At 71.2% G+C, this 20,640-nt stretch carries 14 protein-coding genes; 5 read left to right on the top strand and 9 right to left on the bottom strand.

Annotated features, from left to right (window positions below; all coding sequences use genetic code 11):
• Nucleotides 1–3 precede the first annotated feature (3 nt).
• The 3 genes from BLV01_RS17925 to BLV01_RS17915 all read right to left on the bottom strand — a co-directional run bounded on the left by BLV01_RS17925 (nt 4) and on the right by BLV01_RS17915 (nt 5,798).
• Entirely contained in the window at nt 4–1,368 is a 1,365-nt protein-coding gene (locus BLV01_RS17925) for a hypothetical protein (RefSeq protein ID WP_254782685.1), read from the bottom strand.
• Between the two features lie 625 nt (nt 1,369–1,993).
• Nucleotides 1,994–4,435 (bottom strand): S8 family serine peptidase, encoded by a 2,442-nt coding sequence (locus BLV01_RS17920; protein ID WP_091802888.1) that lies wholly within the window; start codon nt 4,433–4,435, stop codon nt 1,994–1,996.
• Nucleotides 4,436–4,835: 400 nt separating this feature from the next.
• Entirely contained in the window at nt 4,836–5,798 is a 963-nt protein-coding gene (locus tag BLV01_RS17915; protein WP_091802885.1) for an AraC family transcriptional regulator, read from the bottom strand.
• Between the two features lie 573 nt (nt 5,799–6,371).
• Here BLV01_RS17915 and BLV01_RS17910 point away from each other — a divergent pair.
• Together BLV01_RS17910 and BLV01_RS17905 are read left to right on the top strand one after the other, a co-directional pair.
• A complete protein-coding gene (locus BLV01_RS17910) occupies nt 6,372–9,590 on the top strand; it encodes an efflux RND transporter permease subunit (protein WP_091802882.1) in 3,219 nt (1,072 codons plus the stop codon).
• The gene (locus BLV01_RS17905) at nt 9,587–10,738 is read left to right on the top strand and encodes an efflux RND transporter periplasmic adaptor subunit (RefSeq protein ID WP_091802879.1); all 1,152 of its coding nucleotides are present in this window, start codon (nt 9,587–9,589) and stop codon (nt 10,736–10,738) included. Before BLV01_RS17910 ends, BLV01_RS17905 begins: the two co-directional genes overlap by 4 nt.
• A 212-nt stretch (nt 10,739–10,950) precedes the next feature.
• Here the strand turns inward: BLV01_RS17905 and fghA are convergent, their stop codons facing one another.
• The 5 genes from fghA to ppc form a co-directional block, all read right to left on the bottom strand.
• Nucleotides 10,951–11,781: an S-formylglutathione hydrolase gene (gene fghA, locus BLV01_RS17900; protein ID WP_091802876.1), complete on the bottom strand. Its 831-nt coding sequence runs from the start codon at nt 11,779–11,781 to the stop codon at nt 10,951–10,953.
• 10 nt (nt 11,782–11,791) lie between these two features.
• Nucleotides 11,792–12,103, bottom strand: a complete 312-nt coding sequence (locus tag BLV01_RS17895) for a hypothetical protein (protein ID WP_091802873.1) — start codon at nt 12,101–12,103, stop codon at nt 11,792–11,794.
• Between the two features lie 7 nt (nt 12,104–12,110).
• Nucleotides 12,111–13,220, bottom strand: a complete 1,110-nt coding sequence (locus BLV01_RS17890) for an S-(hydroxymethyl)glutathione dehydrogenase/class III alcohol dehydrogenase (RefSeq protein WP_091803199.1) — start codon at nt 13,218–13,220, stop codon at nt 12,111–12,113.
• 88 nt (nt 13,221–13,308) lie between these two features.
• Entirely contained in the window at nt 13,309–13,581 is a 273-nt protein-coding gene (gene frmR / locus BLV01_RS17885) for a formaldehyde-responsive transcriptional repressor FrmR (RefSeq protein WP_091802870.1), read from the bottom strand.
• 260 nt (nt 13,582–13,841) lie between these two features.
• Nucleotides 13,842–16,604: a phosphoenolpyruvate carboxylase gene (gene ppc / locus BLV01_RS17880; protein ID WP_091803197.1), complete on the bottom strand. Its 2,763-nt coding sequence runs from the start codon at nt 16,602–16,604 to the stop codon at nt 13,842–13,844.
• A gap of 236 nt (nt 16,605–16,840) precedes the next feature.
• On the opposite strand from ppc, the gene BLV01_RS17875 reads away from it, so the two are divergent.
• Together BLV01_RS17875 and BLV01_RS17870 are read left to right on the top strand one after the other, a co-directional pair.
• Nucleotides 16,841–17,419 carry a hypothetical protein gene (locus tag BLV01_RS17875; protein ID WP_091802867.1) on the top strand — a complete coding sequence of 193 codons (579 nt, stop codon included), beginning with the start codon at nt 16,841–16,843 and terminating at the stop codon, nt 17,417–17,419.
• Nucleotides 17,420–17,515: 96 nt separating this feature from the next.
• On the top strand, nt 17,516–18,271 hold the full coding sequence (locus BLV01_RS17870) for a tetratricopeptide repeat protein (protein WP_091802864.1): 756 nt from the start codon (nt 17,516–17,518) through the stop codon (nt 18,269–18,271).
• A 65-nt stretch (nt 18,272–18,336) separates the two neighbouring features.
• On the opposite strand, the gene BLV01_RS17865 is transcribed toward BLV01_RS17870, so the two are convergent.
• Nucleotides 18,337–19,281, bottom strand: coding sequence for a LysR family transcriptional regulator (locus tag BLV01_RS17865; RefSeq protein ID WP_091802861.1), 945 nt, complete (start codon nt 19,279–19,281; stop codon nt 18,337–18,339).
• Between the two features lie 66 nt (nt 19,282–19,347).
• Here BLV01_RS17865 and BLV01_RS17860 point away from each other — a divergent pair, with 66 nt between their 5' ends.
• Complete coding sequence (locus tag BLV01_RS17860) at nt 19,348–20,295, top strand: DMT family transporter (RefSeq protein WP_091802858.1); 948 nt, start codon at nt 19,348–19,350, stop codon at nt 20,293–20,295.
• Nucleotides 20,296–20,640: the final 345 nt, after the last annotated feature.

Here is a 20,640-nt window from a genome sequence, read left to right as displayed (position 1 = left end):
CCCTTATTGCGCGCGCTGCAGCAGGTAGGTGAAATCCGAGGGCAATTGGTTGTTCATGGTCGCGTTGTTGTGGCAGGCCATGCAGCTCGACGAGGCCAGCGGCACCCGGCCCTGGATGTAGGTTTCCAAGGTGGCGTTGGCGAGGAAGCTCGGCGCGGGATTGCCGGTCGGGTCGATCGGGTTGTTGGCCTTGGTCGGCCACTGCGTGCTGATCAGCTCGTAGTTGGCCCACACCGTGCCCGGATAGTTCTTCTGCAGCAGCGCCTGGTAGGTCGCGTTGAGCCGCTTGGTGGAGTCGGTCAGCGGGATCTCGCGCATCACCTGGGTCGGCACGGTGTGCGGGTTGTTGGGATTCCACGGCCGCGGCGGCGGCTGGTTGACCTGGCAGGTCGTGCAGTTCTTGTCGAAGAAGTTGTAGCGCGGCTTGTCGATCGGCTCGCCCTGGGTGGGCACGTTGTCCACGTGCTCGAAGGTCGACCACACCCACTGCGGCGCGCTGCCGGTCTTGTGCGCGATGTGCAGCCCGACCAGGCCCATCGTCTGCAGCTTGCACGCGGCCTGCACGCCCTCGTTCTCGCCGGGATTGGTGTAGACCAGCGCCTTGGCGGTGTGGAATCGGGCGGCGTCGTCGTTGGCGCCGAGCACCTTCCACGCCGACTTGATCATGATCGCGCCGACGTTGGGCGAGCCCTTGGGCAGGGCGAAGTTCGCGGGCTTGCCGAACTTCTTCTGGCCGGCCGTGCTGTACAGGCCGTTGGCGACGATGTTGTCGAACATGTCGCGGTTGGTCAGGATCGCGAAACGCACGTACTGGCCGTTCTGGTCGATCAACGGGCCGGTCTCGAACGGCTCGCCGCTTTCGTCGAGCACGTTGGGCGTCTTGCCGACCTGGGTCAGGTGCAAGGTCGCATCGCCCAAGCCCTTGCACACCGCCGGCGGCGGCGTGTCCTGGCCCCACGGCAGCGGCGTGGCGCCGCCGGGCAGGAAGATCTCGCGGCTTTCCTTCCAGTTCTCCCACACCGTCGGCACGTCCGGGCCGATGGTCGCGCCGGGCTTGGGATTGCCGTCGGGCCCGGCCGGCCAGTTCACCGCGACGAAGGACTGCCACGACAGCAGGTCGAAATCGTCCTGCAGGTCCTGCAGGTTGGGGTTGGCCTGCGGCACGCTGACGTCCTGCGGAATGGTCGCGCTCAGCGGCGGCGGCGGCGGCCCGTCGTTCCACCGCTGTTGCGCAGCGGCCTGGACAGCGGCTTCGGGCTTGACGTTGCCGTCGCCGCAGGCGGCCAGCGCGAGCGTCAGCGCCGCCGCCAGCAGCGGCAGCGCCGGCGCGCGCGCGCCGGTGGCGAAGGTATGGAAGGTCTGCGGCATGTCCTGTTCCCCTGGCTCCTCGATGAACGAAGCGGAGGCTTCCGCTTCGCGGCGAGACGGCCCGGGCCAGCGCGCGCGGCCGCGCGCGCTGCGCGGTCGCGGCGACGTCGGCTGGCTGGCATAGCGCGGGCTGCTTCGCGTCGGGAACGCACGCTAGCCGCGCGCGCCCGGCGAAAGTGCGATGCGCGAAGCAAAAGTCGCGCGCGGCGCGCAAGCGCGAACTCGTTCGGCGCGTTTGTCCTCGGCGCGGACGCGATTGCGTATGAACCTGTGGGGCGATGCGGCCCGCGCCTGGGCGGCGGCGGCGCCGGGGTGAGCGTGAGTGAGCGCTGTTGCGTCGCAGCGCGGATTTGCGCGGAGCGGCGCGGATCTACGCGGCGCGAGCACCCTCGCCGGAGCGTCGGCGATGTCCGTCCGAACCAGACCGGAGCGCGCGAGGTTTGCGCCGCCGACTCGCGAATTCGGCGTTGCGGCTCATGCGAAGCACGACGCCACGTCCAGGCCGGACGAAAAAAAGCGCCGGACCGAAGTCCGGCGCCCCGGGCACGACCCGCGCCGCATGCGCACGATGCGGGCCGCCGACCCTACGGCGCGGCCCCGGCACGGGCCCGCGCCGCTGCGGTGCTCAGCGGGCGACGGCCGCCGCCGCTGCCGCCGCGCAGGCCACGCTGTTCTCCTGCGCCAGCGTGTCGTAGCTCTTCTGGCCCTGCGCCTGCACCGGCAGCAAGGCGCGGTAGCGGGCGTCGTAGGTCGAGGCCAGCAGGCAGGCCGCCGACTGGGCGTGGAACTTGAGCCGGCCGTTGCCGAAGCTGCTGTCGAACCCGGCCGCGCCCAGGTCGTTGCCGCCGGTGGCGGCGACCTTGACCAGCGAGTCGTAGGTCAGGTCGGCCAGATCCACGCGGCGCTGGCGCAACGCGGTCTCGCGCTGCGCCTTCTGCGCCGCGGTGGCGTTGGCCGGCAGCGCCGCCGGCACGGTCGCGTCGGTGAGCTGGCGCTGGTGCTGCAGGCCGAGCAAGGCCAGCGCCGCCGCGTGCGGCGTCGCCGCCGAGGTGCCGTTGAAGCCGGCGCTGGACTCGGTGCTGACCACGGCGAAGCTGGCCAGGTCGGGCTTGGCGTTGCCCGCGGCCTGTCCGGCCGGGCGCGCGCCGCCGGCGGCGAGCACCGGGCCGCGCGAGCTGTAGGGCTCCAGCGCCGAGGTCGCGGCGCTGATCGCCGCCACGGTGATCACGCTGGCCGAATCCGACGGCGGCAGCAGCGAGCGCTCGTTGGAGCGGAACTCCGGATCGATCGCCTTGCTGCCCATGATCCGCAGGAAGTTGGCGGCGCCGGCGGTCTTGCGCAGGATGCGCACGCCGAAGATGCCGCCGCGGATGTTCGGCGCGCCGGCGAAGGCGTTGTTGCACAGCGCGGTCGCGTCGGCCTGCGGCGCCTTGTAGTTGACCAGTTCGACCGGCCGCTGGCCGGCGCCGCCGTTCTGCGCGCTGTCCGACGAGCTCACCTGCACCCAGCCGGCCGGGGTCGGATTGATCCAGGTCCAGGTCGACCAGTCGAACACGCGCTGGGGCACCGCGTCGCGCCAGCGCACCAGCTCCAGGCGGTAGTCGGCGTCGGTGGCGTTGGTTGCGCTCTGCCAGTCGTTCCAGCCCAGCGCGGCGAACAACGACCAATCCGACGCGCTCGGCTCGGCCAGCCCCACCGGCGTGCACTGCGCCTGTGCGGCGGGCTGGCCCAGCACGCCGGCGGTCGGCAGCAACACCATCACGTTGGACGGGCGCGCGCTGCCGTCGGGGTTGAGGTTGGCGGCGCCGAAGTTCTGATAGACGTTGGCGCCGGCGCCGGCGGTGCTGTCGGCGTCCCAGTAGTGCTGGCCGTGGTTGCCGGCGGCGTTGAGCACGATCGCGCCGTTGGCCGCGGCGGCGGCGATGGCGTCGTACAGGCCCTTGAACTCGCTGTTGCTGGTGCTGCCGTCGCCGGGCGAGAACGGATAGCCGAAGCCCAGCGACGCGGTGATGACCTGCGCGCGCGGCTCGCCCTGCGGCACGTTCTGGCTATTGAGGTTGGCCGCGTTCTGCACGCCCGAGACCCAGGCGGCATCGCTGCCGGACACGTCGTAGGCGCGGAAGCTGGCGTTCGGCGCGATGTCGTAGACGATCTCGGTCACAGCGTTGCCGTGCGACTGGCCCGAGTAGCCGAACGCGCCGGCCGGGCTGGCGATCTTGGTCAGCCGCGCCGCCGCCGGCCAGTTGTCGCCGACCTGCAGCGCCGCGACCTGGCCGTTGTTGTCGCCGAACTGGTCCATGATCGCGATGGTCAGGCCGTCGCCGCGCAATTCGCGGCGCAGCGCCTGCGCCACCACCGTGGAGTTGCCGAACGCGCGCAGCGTATTGAGCGCGCTGGCGTCGGCGCCCTCGGTGTAGGCGACCGGTTCGGCCATGGCCTTGAGCCCCACCGTGGCGACTTCGCTCAGGCCCGCGACCCATTCCAGCTTGTCCAGCGGCACCAGCGCTTCCAGCGCCGGCGAGCCGTTGATCGCGCTGGCGCTCACGCCCTGGGCGAGCAAGGTGTCGCGCAGCGCATGGCTGGCGCGTTCGAGCAGGCTGGGGTTCTGCAGTTCATCGAAGCTCAGCGCCAGGCCGACGCTGACCTTGACCTTCTCGCCCTCGCGCCAGCGCCCGGGCACGCCGGCGCGGTCGAGCGCGGCGATCTGCGCCGCCGCGGTCGCGGCGCTGCGCGCGGCGCTGCCCGAGGCGGGGCCGCCGCTGCCGGCGGCCGCGGCGGCGCTGCGCGCGGCCGGGCTGGCGGCGAAGGACTGCACCGCTTCGAGCAACTGGCCGCCGCCGAGCTTGGCCTGCGCGGGGGTGCGCGGCGTCGGCGCGACATAGGCGACCGGACGCAGGCCCGCCGCGGCCGCGGACGGCGCCGCGGCCAATACGCTGCTGGAATCGCCCGGCGCGGGCGCTTGCGACGACGCCTGCGGCGCAGGCGCCTGGCGCGACCACACCAGCACCGACGCGCAGGCCGCCGCCAGGCCGAGCACCGCGAACTTGTTCGGAGAAAGCTTCTTCATGGACCGTTCCCGAGATTCGAGGGGACGCACGGCCGCGCCGGACACCGGCGCGCAGCCGTCCGCCTCGCAGGGTCCGGCCTCAGGGCCGTGCGCCTGCGAAAGAAAGGATGGATGTGGAGTTCGAGCGCCTGAAACTTCGACGTTCCGTGGCTTTGTTGCGCGCTCACTTAGTCAAACGCGCGTCACGCGGAATCCCCCCACTCATCGGTGGAATTTCGCTAAGAACGAATCGCCATGAAATCGGCACTGGGGGGATCGCGCGGCGGTGCGTTGCAAGCGCACGCGCGGCCCTGCGCGCGGCAGCGTCGCCTCGCGCAGGCAAATCCGGACGACGGCGGCCGCGATCCGCGGCGAAACCGTTTCGCCGGAAACGATCGCGGCGCGCTATCGCCGCGCCGCCTCAGCCCTGCGGCAGGCCGCGCGCCAGGCTCACTTCCGCGCGCGGCGGCGCGCCGAACAGGCGCTTGTACTCGCGCGAGAACTGCGACGGGCTCTCATAGCCGACGCGGTGCGCCGCGGCCACCGCTTCCATGCCGTCGATCATCATCAGCCGCCGCGCCTCGTGCAGGCGCAGGTGCTTTTGGAACTGCAGCGGCGACATCGTGGTCACCGCCTTGAACTGGTGGTGCAGCGAGGAGGTGCTCATGTGCAGTTCGTCGGCGAGGTCCTCGATGCACAGCGGCAGCAGATAGCGCTGGCGCAGCATCGTCACCGCCTTGGCGATGCGGTGCGAACGGCTGTCGTTGAGCGCGAGCGTGCGCAGGCGATGGCCGAGGTCGCCCATCAGCACCCGGTAGAAGATCTCGCGCAGCGCCATCGGCGCCAGCACCGGCAGATCCTGCGGCGTGTCGAGCAGGCGCATCAGCCGCAGCACCGCGTCCATCAGCGTCGCGTTGATCCGCGCCGCGTACAGGCCCAGGTCCATGCCGGCGTCCTCGCGCGCTTCGCGCAGGCGCTCGCCCGTCGCCGGCTGCCCGGCCTCGACGATCAGGCGCGCGATCTCGGCCGGATCGATGTCGATGCGCAGGCACAGGTACGGCTTGTCCGGCGTGGCCTCGACCACCTGCCCGATCATCGGCAAGGTCACCGACACCACCAGGTAGTTGAGCGGGTCGTAGTGGTAGACGCGATCGGACAGCGTCACCACCTTGCGCCCCTGCGCCACCACGCACAGCCGGGGCTCGTACACCGACGGCGAGCACTCGGTCGGCCGGTCCATCCGGATCAGATGCAGCTGGCGCACCCCGGTGGCGTGGACGCCGTCGCCGGCGACCGTCAATCGGGCAATCCGGTCGACCAGCTCGGCCTGCTGGGCGCAATGCCCGCGCTGTGCGATGGTATCTGCGGAAGTGCTGGCGCTCATGGCTTCCCGTGGGCGGTCGGGGTGGGGCGATTATCGGTACGAATCTGGCCTGAGACTGTGCCGCTTCGGCCGAATTGCAGGATCGTGCAAGGATGCGGCAGTAATGTACTAACGCGTCCGCGCTTTCGGGCCTACCTTAAACGCGCTCCCCCAGCGGTTCGAGTCGCGCCCCGCGCACGCGGGCCGGTGGGCGTCGGCCCGGTGCCCCGTCGCGCGCGACGGCGGCCGCCGCGGCCTGCGCGCCGGCCGGAGCCGCCGGCGGGCCGGCGCGCGAGCGCCGCCGATCCGCCCAGCCAGCGAGGCACGCCAGCCCCACGCTCTTCCGTCCGCCGCCGCCCGCCGACACCTGCGGCGCGGCGCGCCTGACCAATTTGTCAGCGCGGCGACAGCCTCGCGTATGTACGCGCCGCCTACAGTTGCGACGTCGGCGCCCGCCGAAGCCGCTGCCGCCGGCCACGCATCCGCCGCAGCGTTGCGGCACGCATACGTATCATTCCACGCGACACGGCTGCGCGACGGCCGCGACGCGTGGAGACTTCGCACCACTCAATCCAGCCGTCGGAACCTGACACGATGTGGATAGTCCAATACGCGCTGAGCCGCCGCTACACCATCGGCGTCCTGGCGATCCTGATCCTGCTGTTCGGCGTGCTGTCGGCGCGCAAGATGCCGACCGACATCCTGCCGGAAGTCGGCATCCCCTCGGTCAACCTGGTGTGGACCTATAGCGGCCTGCCGGCCGCCGACGTCGCCGCCAAGATGACCTCGTTCTCCGAGGCGGCGATCCTCAACACCGTCGACGACCTCAAGGAAGTGCGCTCGGAGACGCTCAACGGCGCCAGCATCGTGCGCATCGACTTCCAGCCCACGGTCAGCCTCGACCGCGCGCTGGTGCAGATCACCTCGGTCTCGCAGACGATCCTGCGGCGCATGCCGCCGGGCACCTCGCCGCCGCTGGTGGTGCGCAACAACGTCTCCTCCACGCCGGTGCTGCAGTTGGTGCTGTCCTCGGATTCGCTGACCGAAGCCCAGCTCTACGACTACGCGCGCCTGCAACTTCGCTCGCAGATCCAGACCATCCCCGGCATCCGCATGACCCTGCCCTACGGCGGCGCGCCGCGGCAGATCATGGTCGACCTCGATCCCTCGCGGCTGCAGACCTACGGCCTGACGCCCGCGGACGTGACCGCGGCGCTGGAACGCGGCAGCCCGACCCTGCCCTCGGGTTCGATCCGCGAAGGCGCGCGCGAGATGCAGATCTCGATCGACACCAGCCCGGCCACCGCCAGCGAGTTCCTCGACATCCCGGTGGCCTCGCGCGCCGGCACCGTGATCTACGTGCGCGACATCGCCTCGGTCCGCGACGGCGGCGCGTTGCAGACGAATGTGGCGCGCATGGACGGCTCCAGCGCGGTGTCGGTGGCGCTGATCAAGCTCGGCGGCGCGTCCGCGGTCGAGATCGTGCGCGCGGTGCGCGAGCGCCTGCCCGAGATCGAAGCCTCGGCGCCGCCGGGCACGCGCATCCACGCGATCTTCGACCAGTCGGTGTTCGTCGACAACGCGATCGGCTCGATCGAGCACGAAGCGGTGCTGGTCGGCCTGCTGGTGGCGCTGGTGGTGCTGGTGTTCATCGGCTCCTGGCGCTCGAGCCTGATCGTGCTGTCGGCGATCCCGCTGGCGCTGCTGGCCTCGGTCGCGATGCTGCACCTGCTGGGCTACACCTTCAACGTGATGACCCTCGGCGGCCTGGCGCTGGCGATCGGCATCCTGGTCGACAACGCGGTGGTCGACGTCGAGAACACCAACCGCAACATCGCGCTCGGCAAGGACGTGCGCACCGCGATCATCGACAGCGCCAAGGAAGTGGTGTTCCCGGAAATGGTCTCGACCATTTCGATCTGCATCGTGCTCACCCCGATCCTGCTGATGACCGGCCTGTCGGCGTGGGTGTTCACCCCGCTGGCGCTGGCGGTGATCTTCGCCATGCTGGCCTCGTTCCTGCTCTCGCGCACGCTGATCCCGGTGCTGTGCTACCTGCTGCTGCCGGCCGACATCCGAAGCCGCGCCAACCCGCGCTGGGCGCCGGAAAAGTTCCTGCTCGCGATCAACCACAAGGTCGAGCACCGCCTGGATTCGCTGCGCGACCGCCACCACGCGCTGCTGGTCAAGCTCGGCCACCACGGCGGCGTGCTGGCGCTGGCGGCGCTGCTGGTGTTCGCGCTCGGCGCGGGCGCGGCGATGTCGCTGGGCCGCGAGTACTTCCCGCAGGTCGACGCCGGCCAGCTGCGCCTGCAGGTGCGCCTGCCGACCGGCACCCGGCTGGAGGAAACCGCGGCCAAGCTCAGCGAGATCCAGCGCGAGATCCGCGCGATCATCCCGCCCAACGAACTGCAGACCGTGTACGAACAGATCGGCGTGCCCGACGCGATCAACCTGTCGCTGGTCGACAGCACCGTGGTCGGTTCGTTCGAAGCCGAGATCATGCTGCAACTGCGCTCGCCGCACGCCAACAGCCACGACTACCTGGTCAAGATCCGCAAGCGCATCGCCGAGCGCTTCCCCGAGGTCAAGCTGTTCGAGCGCCCGCCGGACGCGACCAGCCGCACCCTGGCCGGCTCGGCCGCGGCCGCGTTCGAAGTGCGCCTGATCGGCCGCGACGTGCCCGGCAACATGGCGCTGGCGCGCGAGATCGAAAAACGCCTGCACCAGGTGCCCGGCGCGGTCGACATCTCGCTGCGCCAGGTGCTGGACCTGCCCGAGTATCAGGTCAAGATCGACCGCACCCGCGCCGCCCAACTCGGCCTGGACCCGCAGCAGGCCGCGCGCGCGGTGCTGGCGGTGCTCGGCTCGGCCGGCACGGTGTCGCCGGTGTACTGGACCGACACCGTCAACGCCATCGCCTACACCGTGCAGGTGCAGGCGCCGATCAACCAGATGCGCGACATCGACCAGTTGATGAACTCGCCGCTGCGCATCGGCGCCAACGGCGAAGCGGTCCTGCTGCGCAACATCGCCAGCGTGGTGCCGCGCAAGGTCCCGGCCAGCATCGCCCGCACCACGTTGGCGCCGACCATCAGCGTCATCGCGAATGTCGAAGGCACCGACCTGGGCTCGGTCTACGACAAGCTCAGCGCGATCACCAAGGAACTCAACGGCCAGCTCAAGCCCGGCAACCGCATCGAGATCGTCGGCCAGGCCGGCGAGATGCAGAACGCCTACGGCGAACTGGCCGCGGGCCTGGTGATGTCGGCGATCCTGGTGTTCCTGGTGCTGGTGGTGAACTTCCAGTCGTGGATCCAGCCGGCGGTGGCCATGTCCGGCCTGCCGATCGCCATCGCCGGCGCCGCCATCGGCCTGTTCGTCACCGGCACGCCGCTGAGCGTGCCGGCGCTGATGGGCGTGATGATGGTGATCGGCGTGTCGACCGCCAACTCGGTGCTGGTGACCAGCTTCGCGCGCGGCCTGATCGCCGACGGCCACGATCCGGAACTGGCCGCGTACGAATCGGCGGCGGTGCGCTTGCGTCCGGTGCTGATGACCGCCAGCGCGATGATCCTGGGCATCATCCCGATGGCGATCGGCTTGGGCGACGGCGGCGAGCAGAACGCGCCGCTGGGCCGCGCGGTGATCGGCGGCCTGCTGTTCGGCACCCCGGCCACGCTGATCCTGGTGCCCTCGATCCTCGCCGTCGTCGGCCGCCGCCGCAAGCCGGCCGGCAACGAAGACGACACCGTCACGAACACCCCCGCCGACGCCCCGGGCGACGGCGCCCCCGCTGGAGCCAACGCATGAACCGCCCCCTCCGAACCCACGCTCCCCTGCTGCGCGGCGCGCTGAGCGCCGCGGTCGCCGGCCTCGTGCTCGCCGCCGCCACCGGCTGCGGCCGCAGCGAAGCCGAGACCGCGTCGGCGCCGGCCACGCCCGAGGTGCTCACGGTCAAGGCCAAGCCCGCCGACGCGATCTACGACCTGAGCCTGCCCGCGCGCGCGCAGGCCGGCGAATCGGCGGCGCTGTACGCGCGCGCCACCGGCTTCGTCAGCGAACGCCGCGCCGAACTCGGCGACAAGGTCGGCGCCGGCCAGGTGCTGGCGACGATCTCCGCGCCGGAGATCGACCAGGCCGTGCGCGAGGCGCGCGCGGTCCTCGCCCAGGCCACCGCCGACGAAGAACTGGCCAAGGTCAACTACCAGCGCGCGCAGCAGCTGATCGGCTCGGGCGCGGTGTCGAAGGAATACTTCAGCGACCGCAAGGGCAACTTCGACGTCGCCGTGGCCGCGCGCAACGCCGCCCAGGCGCGGCTGACCTCGGCGCTGGAGCGGCAGTCCTTCACCGCGGTGCGCGCGCCGTTCGCCGGCGTGGTGGTGGCGCGCAACATCGAGCGCGGCGACCGCGTGGTCGGCGATTCGGCCACCGCCACCGTGCCGATGTTCGAAGTCGCCGTGCTCGACCCGCTGCGCGTGGTCGTGGACGTGCCGCAGAACGTATCGCTGCAGATCAGCAACGGCCTGCAGGCCGAAGTGAGTTTCCCCGAACTGCCGGGCCAGGTGTTCCAGGCCGAAGTCGCGCGCAGCGCCCGCGCGCTGTCGCGCGACGCCGGGGTGATGCGCACCGAACTGCGCCTGCCCAACCCCGACGGCCGCATCCCCGCCGGCATGGTCGGCAGCGCGCGCCTGCACCTGCCGCGCGCGGCGGCGGCGGTGGTGCTGCCGGTGTCGACCGTGGTCCAGCGCGCCGCGGGCACCCAGGTGGCGACGGTGACGCAGGGATCGACCCTGGCGTATCGCGACGTGACCGTGGGGCGCAACCTCGGCAACGAGATCGAAGTGCTGACCGGCATCGCCCCGGGCGATACGGTGGTGTTGGCGCCGAATGCCTTGTTGGCCGACGGCAACAAGGTCAATGCGAAGGCGATGCCGCCGCCGGCGGCCAAGAAGTCCTGATCGGTGGGAGGGCCTTCAGGCCCGATGCTTTCGTTTCGGATCGTCGCGACCTGAGCCAAAGGCATCGGGCCTGAAGGCCCTCCCACTACAGCACAGGCCTCGCACACCCACTCACGTCCCCGCCTTCGCGGGGACGATGCTTTTGTGGGAGGGCCTTCAGGCCCGACGCTCTTGTGTCCGATCGCCGCGACCGGCCGCAAGCCCCTCCCGCATCAGCCGCGCAAGGCCTTGGCGTGATGCGCGATGTGCTCGCCAATGAAGCTGGAGATGAAGTAGTAGCTATGGTCGTACCCCGGCCGCAGCCGCAGTTGCAGCGGATGCCCCGCCGCCTCGCAGGCCGCGCGCAACAGCTCCGGCTTGAGCTGCGTCGCCAGGAACTCGTCGTCGCCGCCCTGGTCGATCAGCAGCGGCAACCGCTCCTGCGCGCCCGGCACCAGCGCGGTCGCGTCCCACGCCAGCCATGTCTCGCGATCCTCGCCCAGGTAGGCCGAGAACGCCTTCTCGCCCCACGGCGACTGCGACGGCGCGGCGATCGGCGAGAACGCCGACACGCTGCGGTAGCGCCCCGGATTCTTCAGCGCGATCGTCAGCGCGCCGTGCCCGCCCATCGAGTGCCCGCTGATCGCGCGCGCGCTGGTGGTCGGGAAATGCGCATCCACCAGCGCCGGCAGTTCGTCCACCACGTAGTCGTACATGCGGTAGTGCCCCGCCCACTTCGGCCGGGTCGCGTTGAGGTAGAAACCCGCGCCGATGCCCAGGTCGTAACCTTCCGCATCGGGAATGCCCTCGCCGCGCGGACTGGTGTCCGGCGCGATCAGGATCATCCCGTGCTCGGCCGCGTAACGCTGCGCGCCGGCCTTGGTGATGAAGTTCTGCTCGCTGCAGGTCAGGCCCGAGAGCCAGTACAGCACCGGGCAATCGGCGCTCTCGGCCTGCGGCGGCAGGTAGACGCCGAAACGCATCGTGCAGCCCAGCGTGGTGGCGGTGTGGCTCCAGACCTGCTGGCGGCCGCCGAAGCAGCCGTGGGATTCGATTTTTTCCATGTTCGCTCTCTCAGCGGCGCAGCGCGGATCCGTTCGGGTTGACCGCCAGTTCGTCCACGCGCTGCGGATAGAACGGCTTCTTCTCGTCCAGTTCGCAGAACAACAGGCCGTGCAGGCCCCTCACCTCGCGCTTGGGAACGCGGTTGCGCCACAGCCGCTCGAACACCGGTTCGAGCGTCGCCGGCGGGTGCCGCGCCAGGGCTTCGTCGATGAAGGCGACGTCCTGGCCGGGCGGGAACAGCAGGTCGAAGTCCGCATCGTCCAGCGCGAATACGTCGTAGACGCAGTTGATCGCGGCGTCGACGACCTGGATGTTCTTCATGGGTGCATCAGAAGTGGATCACCGTGCGGATCGACTTGCCCTCGTGCATCAGGTCGAAGGCTTCGTTGATCCGCTCCAGCGGCAGCGTATGGGTGATGAACGGATCCAGATCGATCTCGCCCTTCATCGCTTGTTCGACCATGCCCGGCAGTTGGGTGCGGCCCTTGACCCCGCCGAACGCGGTGCCGCGCCACACCCGCCCGGTCACCAACTGGAACGGGCGGGTCTTGATCTCCTGCCCGGCGCCGGCCACGCCGATGATGACCGACTCGCCCCAACCCTTGTGGCAGCACTCCAGCGCCGAACGCATCACCTCGACGTTGCCGATGCATTCGAAGCTGAAATCGACGCCGCCGTCGGTCATCTCGACCAGCACCTCCTGGATCGGCCGGTCGAAGTCCTTCGGGTTGACGCAATCGGTCGCGCCCATCGACTTGGCCAGTTCGAACTTCGAGGCGTTGGTGTCCACGCCGACGATGCGCCCGGCCTTGGCCTGCACCGCGCCCTGGATCACCGCCAGGCCGATGCCGCCGAGGCCGAACACCGCGACGGTGTCGCCCGGCTGCACCTTGGCGGTGTTGTGGACCGCGCCGATGCCGGTGGTGACGCCGCAACCGAGCAGGCAGACCTTCTCCAGCGGCGCTTCGGGATTGACCACGGCCAGCGAAATCTCCGGCACGACGGTGTACTCGCTGAAGGTGCTGCAGCCCATGTAGTGATGGATCGGCTGGCCCTGGTAGCTGAAGCGGCTGGTGCCGTCGGGCATCAAGCCCTTGCCCTGGGTGGCGCGCACGGCCTGGCACAGGTTGGTCTTGCCCGACAGGCAGAACTTGCACTGGCGGCATTCGGCCGTGTACAGCGGGATCACGTGATCGCCCGGCTTCAGACTGGTAACGCCTTCGCCGACCTCGACCACCACGCCGCCGCCCTCGTGGCCGAGCACGGCCGGGAACAGGCCTTCGGGATCGTCGCCGCTGAGGGTGAACGCATCGGTGTGGCAGACGCCGGTGGCGTGGATGCGCACCAGCACTTCGCCGGCCTTGGGCGGCTGCACGTCGATCTCGACGATCTTCAACGGTTCGCCGGCGGCGAAGGCGACGGCGGCGCGGCTTTTGATGACCCGGCTCATGGGTGGTGGTCTCCTGGTGGCGGGAGGGGGAAGCGGAAGCGCTCGCGGCAAGCGTCGCGCACGTCGTGGTGAAGGGTTATTTCAGGTACGAGCGCACCAGCGCGGCGATCGCGTCGATGCTGTCCTCGCGCCCGCGATCGGCCACGGCCTGGCCGAGCTCTTCGCGGATATGGCTCTCCAGCACTTCCGACATCAGCCCGTTGACCGCCCCGCGGATCGCCGCGATCTGCTGCAGCACCGCCGCGCACTCGCTGCCGGCCTCGAGCGCGCGTTCGAGCGCTTCGGTCTGGCCCTTGATGCGGCGCACGCGGGTGAGGACGCGCTTTTTTTCTTCGGGGGAGTGCGGCATGGCGGCCTCCGGGCGGGCGGCGCTGGATACTGGGGGATAGTATCAGATCGCGGCGACCGCGCATGGCCCTCCTGTAGGAGCGGCGCAAGCCGCGACCGCGACAACGCAAACGCCGGCGACATCCTCGCGCCACGCCCTAAACTGGCTGCGCCGGCGTTCGCAGTGTCGCGGTCGCGGCTCGCGCCGCTCCTACAGGGGGCTTCGGATACGAAAACGGCGCGCCGGAGCACGCCGTCCCGAAGCAGCGCCGACCGCGCCGCTCAACCGGTGTTCTGCACCCCCGCGGCGATCCCGTTGACCGTCGCCACCAGCGCCTGCAGCGACGCATCGTCGGGCCGATCCGCCGCGCGCCAGCGCGCGAGCAGGTCGACCTGCAACAGGCTGATCGGGTCGACGTAGGGATTGCGCAGGCGGATCGACTGACGCAGGCGATGATCGCCGCGCAGCAGTTCGTCGCCGCCCTTGATCGCCAGCACCGCGGCGCGGGTGCGTTCGAACTCGGCGGCGATGCCGGGATGGAAACGCGCGTGCAGGTCGCCTTCGGGCAAGGCTTCGGCCAGGCGCGAGTAGCGTTCGAAGATCGCCGGGTCCGACTTGGCCAGGACCATTTCCAGATCGTCGATCAAGGTGCCGAAGAACGGCCAGTCGCGCGCCATCTCCGCCAGGGCGTCGCGGCCGTGCCGGGCCAGGGCGCGTTCCAGGCCGGTACCGACGCCGTACCACGCGGTCAGGCCGGCGCGGTTCTGCGACCACGCGAACACCCACGGGATCGCGCGCAGCGAAGAGATGTCGCCGGTGCCGGCACGCTTGGCCGGGCGCGAGCCGATGCGCAGGCGCTCGATCACGTCGATCGGGGTGGCGGCGCGGAAGTAGGCCGGGAATTGCGGGTCTTCGTGCACCAGCGCGCGGTAGTGTTCGCGCGCGTCCAGCGCGAGCTGCCCGGCGATGCCGCGCCAGCCGGTCTCGCGCGGCTCCGGCGCGCGCGGGCGCAGGGTCGCGCGCAGCACCGCGCCGCTGGTCTGTTCGAGGTTGCGCAGGGCCAACGCGCGGATGCCGTACTTGCGATGGATCACTTCGCCCTGCTCGGTCAGGCGCAGGTAGCCGTCGACCGAACCGCGCGGCGCGGCGATCACCGCGCGTTCGGTCTTGCCGCCGCCGCGGCTGATCGAGCCGCCGCGGCCGTGGAAGAAAGCGATGCGCACGCCGCTGTCGGCGGCCAGCGCGGTCAGCGCGATCTGGGTCTGCTGCAGCGCCCAGCGCGAGGCGACCATGCCGCCGTCCTTGGCGCTGTCGGAATAGCCCAGCATCACCACCTGGCGGTCGCCGCGCGCGCGCAGGTGGCCGCGGTAGACCGGATCGGCGAACAACGCGCGCAAGGTGTCGGCGGCGGCGTCGAGATCGTCGACGGTCTCGAACAGCGGCGCCACGTCCAGCGGCACCCGGCCCTGGTCGTCGGCGCAGCCGGCGGTGCGCGCCAGCGCCAGCACCGCCAGTGCGTCGGCGGCGCTGCGGCTCATGCTGACGATGTACGGGCCGAACGCGCGCGCGCCGAAGCGCGGGCGCAGGCGCGCGACCGCGCGGAACACCTCCAGCGTCGGCTGCGCCGCGGGCGCGGCCGGACGCGCCGGCGGCGCTTCGCCGTCGAGCAATTGATGCAGGCGCGTGGCGCGCGCGGCGACGTCGAGCGCGGCCCAGTCGGGCTGGTCCAGCAGCGCCGCCAGCGCGGCGTCGTGGGTGGCCGAATCCTGGCGCAGGTCCAGCCCGGCCAGGTGGAAGCCGAAGCATTCCGCGCGCCGGCGCAGACGCCGCACCGCGAAGCCGCCGGCGTGCGCGCCCTGGTGCGCGGCCAGGCTGCGCTCGATCAGGTCGATGTCGGCCAGGAACGCGGCCGCGTCGGGATAGCCGTGCACGCTTTCGTCCAGCGTCGCCTGCAGGCGCGCCGACATCAGCCCCAACAGATTGCGGTAAGGCATGTCGGCATGGCGCGGCTTGAGCAGCGCGGCGGCCTTGGGCAGCAGGTAGCGATAGTCCTCGACCTTGGCCAGCACCGCATCGTCGACGCGCACGCGGTGCACCGACTGGCTCAGCAGCTCTTCCAGCGAGGCCAGGTCGCGCCGATACGCGCCCAGCACCAGCGCGCGCTGGCCGGCCAGGGTGGCGGCGACGGTATCGGCGCCGACGTTGGGATTGCCGTCCATGTCGCCGCCGACCCAGGTGCCGAAGCCGAGCACGTCCGGCAGCGCCGGCGCGTCGCCGTAGGTCTCGCGCAGCGCTTCCTCGAACACTTCGTAGTAGACCGGCAGCACCCGGTAGAGCACGTCGGACAGATAGAAACCGACGTGCTCGAATTCGTCGGCGACGCTGGGCTTGGCCGCCGGCGCCTCGGCGGTCTGCCAGCTCGCGGTCAGCGCCAGGCGGATGCGCTCGCGGTCGGCGCGGCGCTCGGCCGGGGTGCGGCCGCGGTCGATGTCGGCGACCAGGCACTCGACGATGGTGCGTTCCTTCTCCAGCAACGCGCGCCGCACCGCTTCGGTGGGATGGGCGGTGAACACCGGCTCGATCCGCAGCCGCGGCAGTAGCGCCGCCACTTCCTCGGCACTGACGCCCTGCCGCGCCAGCGCGGCCAGCGAATCGCGCAGGCCGCCGGGCTGGGCGCCGGCGCCGCTGCGCTCGTAGTCGCGGCGGCGGCGGATGCGGTGCACGCGCTCGGCCAGGTTGACCGCCTGGAAATAGGTGGCGAAGGCGCGCACCAGGTCGGCGGCCTGCTCCAGGTCGATGTCGGCCAGCGCCGCGGCCAGCGCGTCGACCGGCTCGCCGGCCTCGCGGCGGCGGATCGCGGCGCGGCGCAGGCGCTCGACATCGTCGAGGAAACCCTGGCCGCGTTGCTCGGCGAGGATCTCGCCGACCAGCGCGCCGAGGGTCTTCACGTCCTCGCGCAGCAAGGCATCGGTGGGCGCGAAGTCGGCCGCGCGGTCGGCGGCCGGTTCGGCCGCACGCAAGGATTCGTCGTTGCTGTCGGTCATGACGTTCATCCGTCCAAGGCTAGCGCAGAGGCTTGTGCATTGCAGCATGCGATGCGTTAAAGATCGGGGGCCGCGTTAGTTGCTGCGGTAACCAATGCTGCGGCGGCATCGGGCATGCTGGGCCGCACCCGCACAGGAGCCGTCCAATGCGCCGATCCGCGCCCGCCCGCTGCCGCTGAGCCGCTGTCGCGACGCTCGCGCTGGCCGCGATCGGCTGTTCGCGGCCGACGCCGTTGATGGCCGACGCCGCGGCGCTGACCCAGGCCCAACGCGCGCTGGCGGCATTGCCCGAGTTCGCCGGGCGCGCGCCGCACGTGCATGCGGTGGCGTTGTTTCACGACGATGACATCGAGATCGCGATCGTCGACCCGGGCGACGCGCAGACGCTGCACACCTATCGCTATCTGCGCGGCCGCTGGCAGCGCGAGGGCGCGATGGGGCACAGCTGCGCGCAGATGCGCGGCGCGCTGGGCGCGAACAACGACGATATGACACTGGAGCGGATCGATTTCGCCACCGCGGCGCGGGTGCGCGCGAACTGGTACGCGAAAGCGCGCAGCGTGCCCGGCGCGCTCGCCGACCCGCAATACGACCGGCTCAGCGGCGTGTGGTTCTACACCCGCGACCACCGCCGCCTCGCCGAACCCGGCAACGGCGGGCCGGACAGCGACCGCGGCGCACCCGGCCCGGATGCGGACGGAGACGACGACCGCGGCGAGTGGTCCACCGGCCCGATCTCCGGCCAGGACGGCATCGGCTACCGAATCGAGTTCGCCATCGACGGCTCGGTGCGCCGCTTCGAACGCCTGCGCTGACCGCTCGTCCGCGACCACCGCCACCGCGCTGGCGCCGGTCGCGCAAAACCCGGACACTTGCGCCCTTTCCGCCGCCCGCCTCGCAAGGATCGCGTCATGCCGTACTTCGGCCTCGGACTGCACGTGCTCGTCGCCCTGTGTTTCGCCGTCCACGCCGTGCGCAGCGGCCAGGACCGCTACTGGCTGATGATCCTCTTTATGTTCCCGCTGCTCGGCAGCGTGGTCTACGCCTTCGCGATCTGGCTGCCGGAACAGCGCCACAGCCGCCACGGCCGCGCCCTGGTCGGCAACGTGCGGCGCATGCTCGACCCAGGCCGCGAATTGCGCGAAGCGCAGGACGCGTTCGACACCTCGGCCACCACCGACAACCGCCTGCGCCTGGCCGACGCCCTGCTCGGCGCCGGCCGCGCCGGCGACGCGCTGCCGCTGTACCGCGCCGCGCTCGGCGGCGTGCATCGCGACGATCCGCACATCCAGGTCAAGCTCGCCCATGCGCTGCTGGAAGCCGGCGAGCCGGCGCAGGCGCGGCAGTTGCTGGATGAGCTGATCGCCAAGCGCCCGGACTTCCGCTCGCCCGAAGGCCACCTGGCCTATGCGCGCGCGGTCGCCGCGCAGGGCGACCAGGCCAAGGCGAAGGAAGAGTTCGAAACCCTGGTCGGCTACAGCAGCGGCTTCGAGGCGCATGCGCGCTACGCCGAATGCCTGATCGGCTGGGGCGAGCTCGGCCGCGCGCGCGAGCTGTGCGAAGGCGCGCAGGCCAAGGCGCGGCGCCTGCCGGCGTATGCGCGCAAGCTGCACAAGCCGGACCTGGACAAGCTCAGGGAACTGGACAAGCGCGCGCAGGCGATGTGAGCGCGGCCGGCTGGGACTAACGCGTCGGTACTGAAGTCCCGAAGCTTTTGCATCCGATCGCTGCGCTACAGCGATTCCTCGCCGCGCAGCAGTTCCACCACCCAGTCGCGCACCCACTGCAACCGCGCCGCGCCCTCGGCTTCCGGCAGCCACGCCAGGTAAAGACGCTTCGCCGGCGCGGCGCGCGGCACCGGCAACGCCAGCAACTCGCCCTGCGCCAGCCGCTGCGCGATCAGCCGCGGATACAGCAGGGCGATGCCCTGCCCGGCCAGCGCCGCGCTGATCGCCGGCATCGGCGAGGACAGGCTCAGCTGCGGCAGCGGCCACGCCGCGGTGTCGTCGCCGAACCAGGCCGGCCAGTCTTCGCGCCAGCCGTCGCTGACCACGTGCAGCAGGCGCGCGCCGGGCACCGGCTCCAGCCACCAGCGCTGCGGGTCCAGGCGCTCGTAAAGCGCGGGCGAGACCACCGGCACCAGCGCCTGCTCGAACAGCCGTTCGCCGCGCAGCCCTTGTTCGCCCGGGTCGCGATGCATCAGCAGCGCATGCACGCGCGCCTGGGCGAGGTCGGCGGCGCCGGCGGGGCAGATCAGCTGCAGCTCGAAGCCGGCGCGGGCGGAGAACTCCTCGATCCGCGGCAGCAGCACGCTCACGCTGAGGCTGGTCGGCGCGCCCAGCAGCAGGCGCCGGCTCTCGTCGCCGCGCAGGCGCAGGCGCGCGCTGGCCGCCTCGATCCGGGCGAAGCCGTCGATCAGCGCCTCACCGAACTCGCGCCCCAGCGGGGTCGGCCGCGCGCGGCCGCCGCTGCGGTCGAGCAGGCGCAGGCCGAAGGCCTCCTCCAGGTGCTGGACGTGCTGGCTCAGCGCGGCGTGGCTCAGGTGCAGGTGCTCGGCGGCGCGGCGCATGCCGTCGTGGCGGACCACCGCGGCGAACGCCTGCAAGGCCCGCAGCGGCGGCAGCCGGCGCGCGGGCGGGGCGTCGCGGGGTTCCGGGGTGTCGGCGCGAGTGGTCATTTTTACTTACCGCCTTTCTGGAAAAACGAGATTTTTCAACAACGATCCGGCGGATAGATTTACCACATGTCTACCGCCCAGCTGACCGCCACGGCCGCCCCGTCCTCCCGCTCCCTGCCCCTGCGCGCCGGCCTGATGGCCGCCGCGTCGATCTCGCTGGCCCTGCTGGCCCTGCTCAGCCGCTACACCCGCGGGCTGGCGCCGGAGCTGGTCACCTGGGGCCGCTTCGTCCTGCCGGTGCTGGTCCTGACCGCGTTCGCGCGCGGCGCGGACTGGCGCGCGGCGTGGTCGCTGGCCGACCGTCCGGGCTGGCTGCGCGCGCTGTGCGCGGTGATCGCCCAGGCCTGCTTCGTGTTCGCCGCGACCCAGGGCGACCTGCTGCAGGCGGTGCTGCTGTACAACACCGGCCCCTTGTTCATCCCGCTGGTGGCGTGGTTGTGGCTGCGCGAACCGCTGCGCCCGGCGACCCTGGCCGGGCTGGCGCTGGGCTTTCTCGGCGTGCTCGCGGTGCTGCGCCCGGGCGGCCACGCGCTCGATCCGCTGGCCGCGGTCGCGCTGACCGGCGGCGTCGCCATGGCAGTGTCGCAGGTGCTGTTCTATCGCAGCGCGCAGCGCCAGCCGCCGTTGCGCAACCAGTTCAAGCTGTACACCCAGGCCGCGCTGTTGAGCCTGCCGCTGGCCGCGTTCGGCGCCGCGCACACGCCCTGGGCCACGGTGCTGGCCGGCGGCGCCGCGTCCGAGCCGCTGTGGGTGCTGGCCCTGGCCTTGCTCGGCATGACCGCGTGCAGCCTGGGCAACCAGTCGCTGCGCGACCTGGCCTACCGCGGCATGGACAACGCCTCGACCCTGGCGCCGCTGATGTACGTGGCGGTGCCGGTCAGCGCCGCACTCGACTGGCTGCTGTTCGGCCGCGTCGCCGCGCCGGCGGCGCTGTTCGGCGCGGCGCTGATCGTCGCCGGCGCGGTGGTTGCGCTGCACAGCGGCGCGCGGGCGGTGGGGCGGACCTCGCCTTAAGGGGCGCGGCGGGGTGGTCGCTGGCATGCGGGGCGGGTGTGGCGGCGTGGCGCTGAGACGAACGAAGGCGTCCGTATAGCGAAGAGAGACTGTCGCTGCGTTGTTGCTGTTTCTGTTGCTGCTGTTGCCTTGTCTCCACCTCGAACGAGGCCTCGGTTGCGCAGACCCGGAGGGCGCGCGCATGGATGCGCGCGTGCGCTGTAGGGGCAGGATGCCCCTTACGGCGCATCCCCGCGCCCGGTGCTGGACCTAGTGGCTCGTGACTTTAGACAAGCGTTTTTCTTTGGTTACTTTCTTTTGGCGCGCTGCCAAAAGAAAGTAACTCGGCCGCTTGCGGACGAAAGC

This window comes from Lysobacter sp. yr284 (assembly GCF_900107375.1).
In the GTDB taxonomy this organism is placed as follows: Bacteria; Pseudomonadota; Gammaproteobacteria; order Xanthomonadales; family Xanthomonadaceae; genus Lysobacter.
The sequence above is the reverse complement of the archived record's forward strand: the minus strand, read 5'-3'. Positions and strand labels throughout refer to the sequence as shown.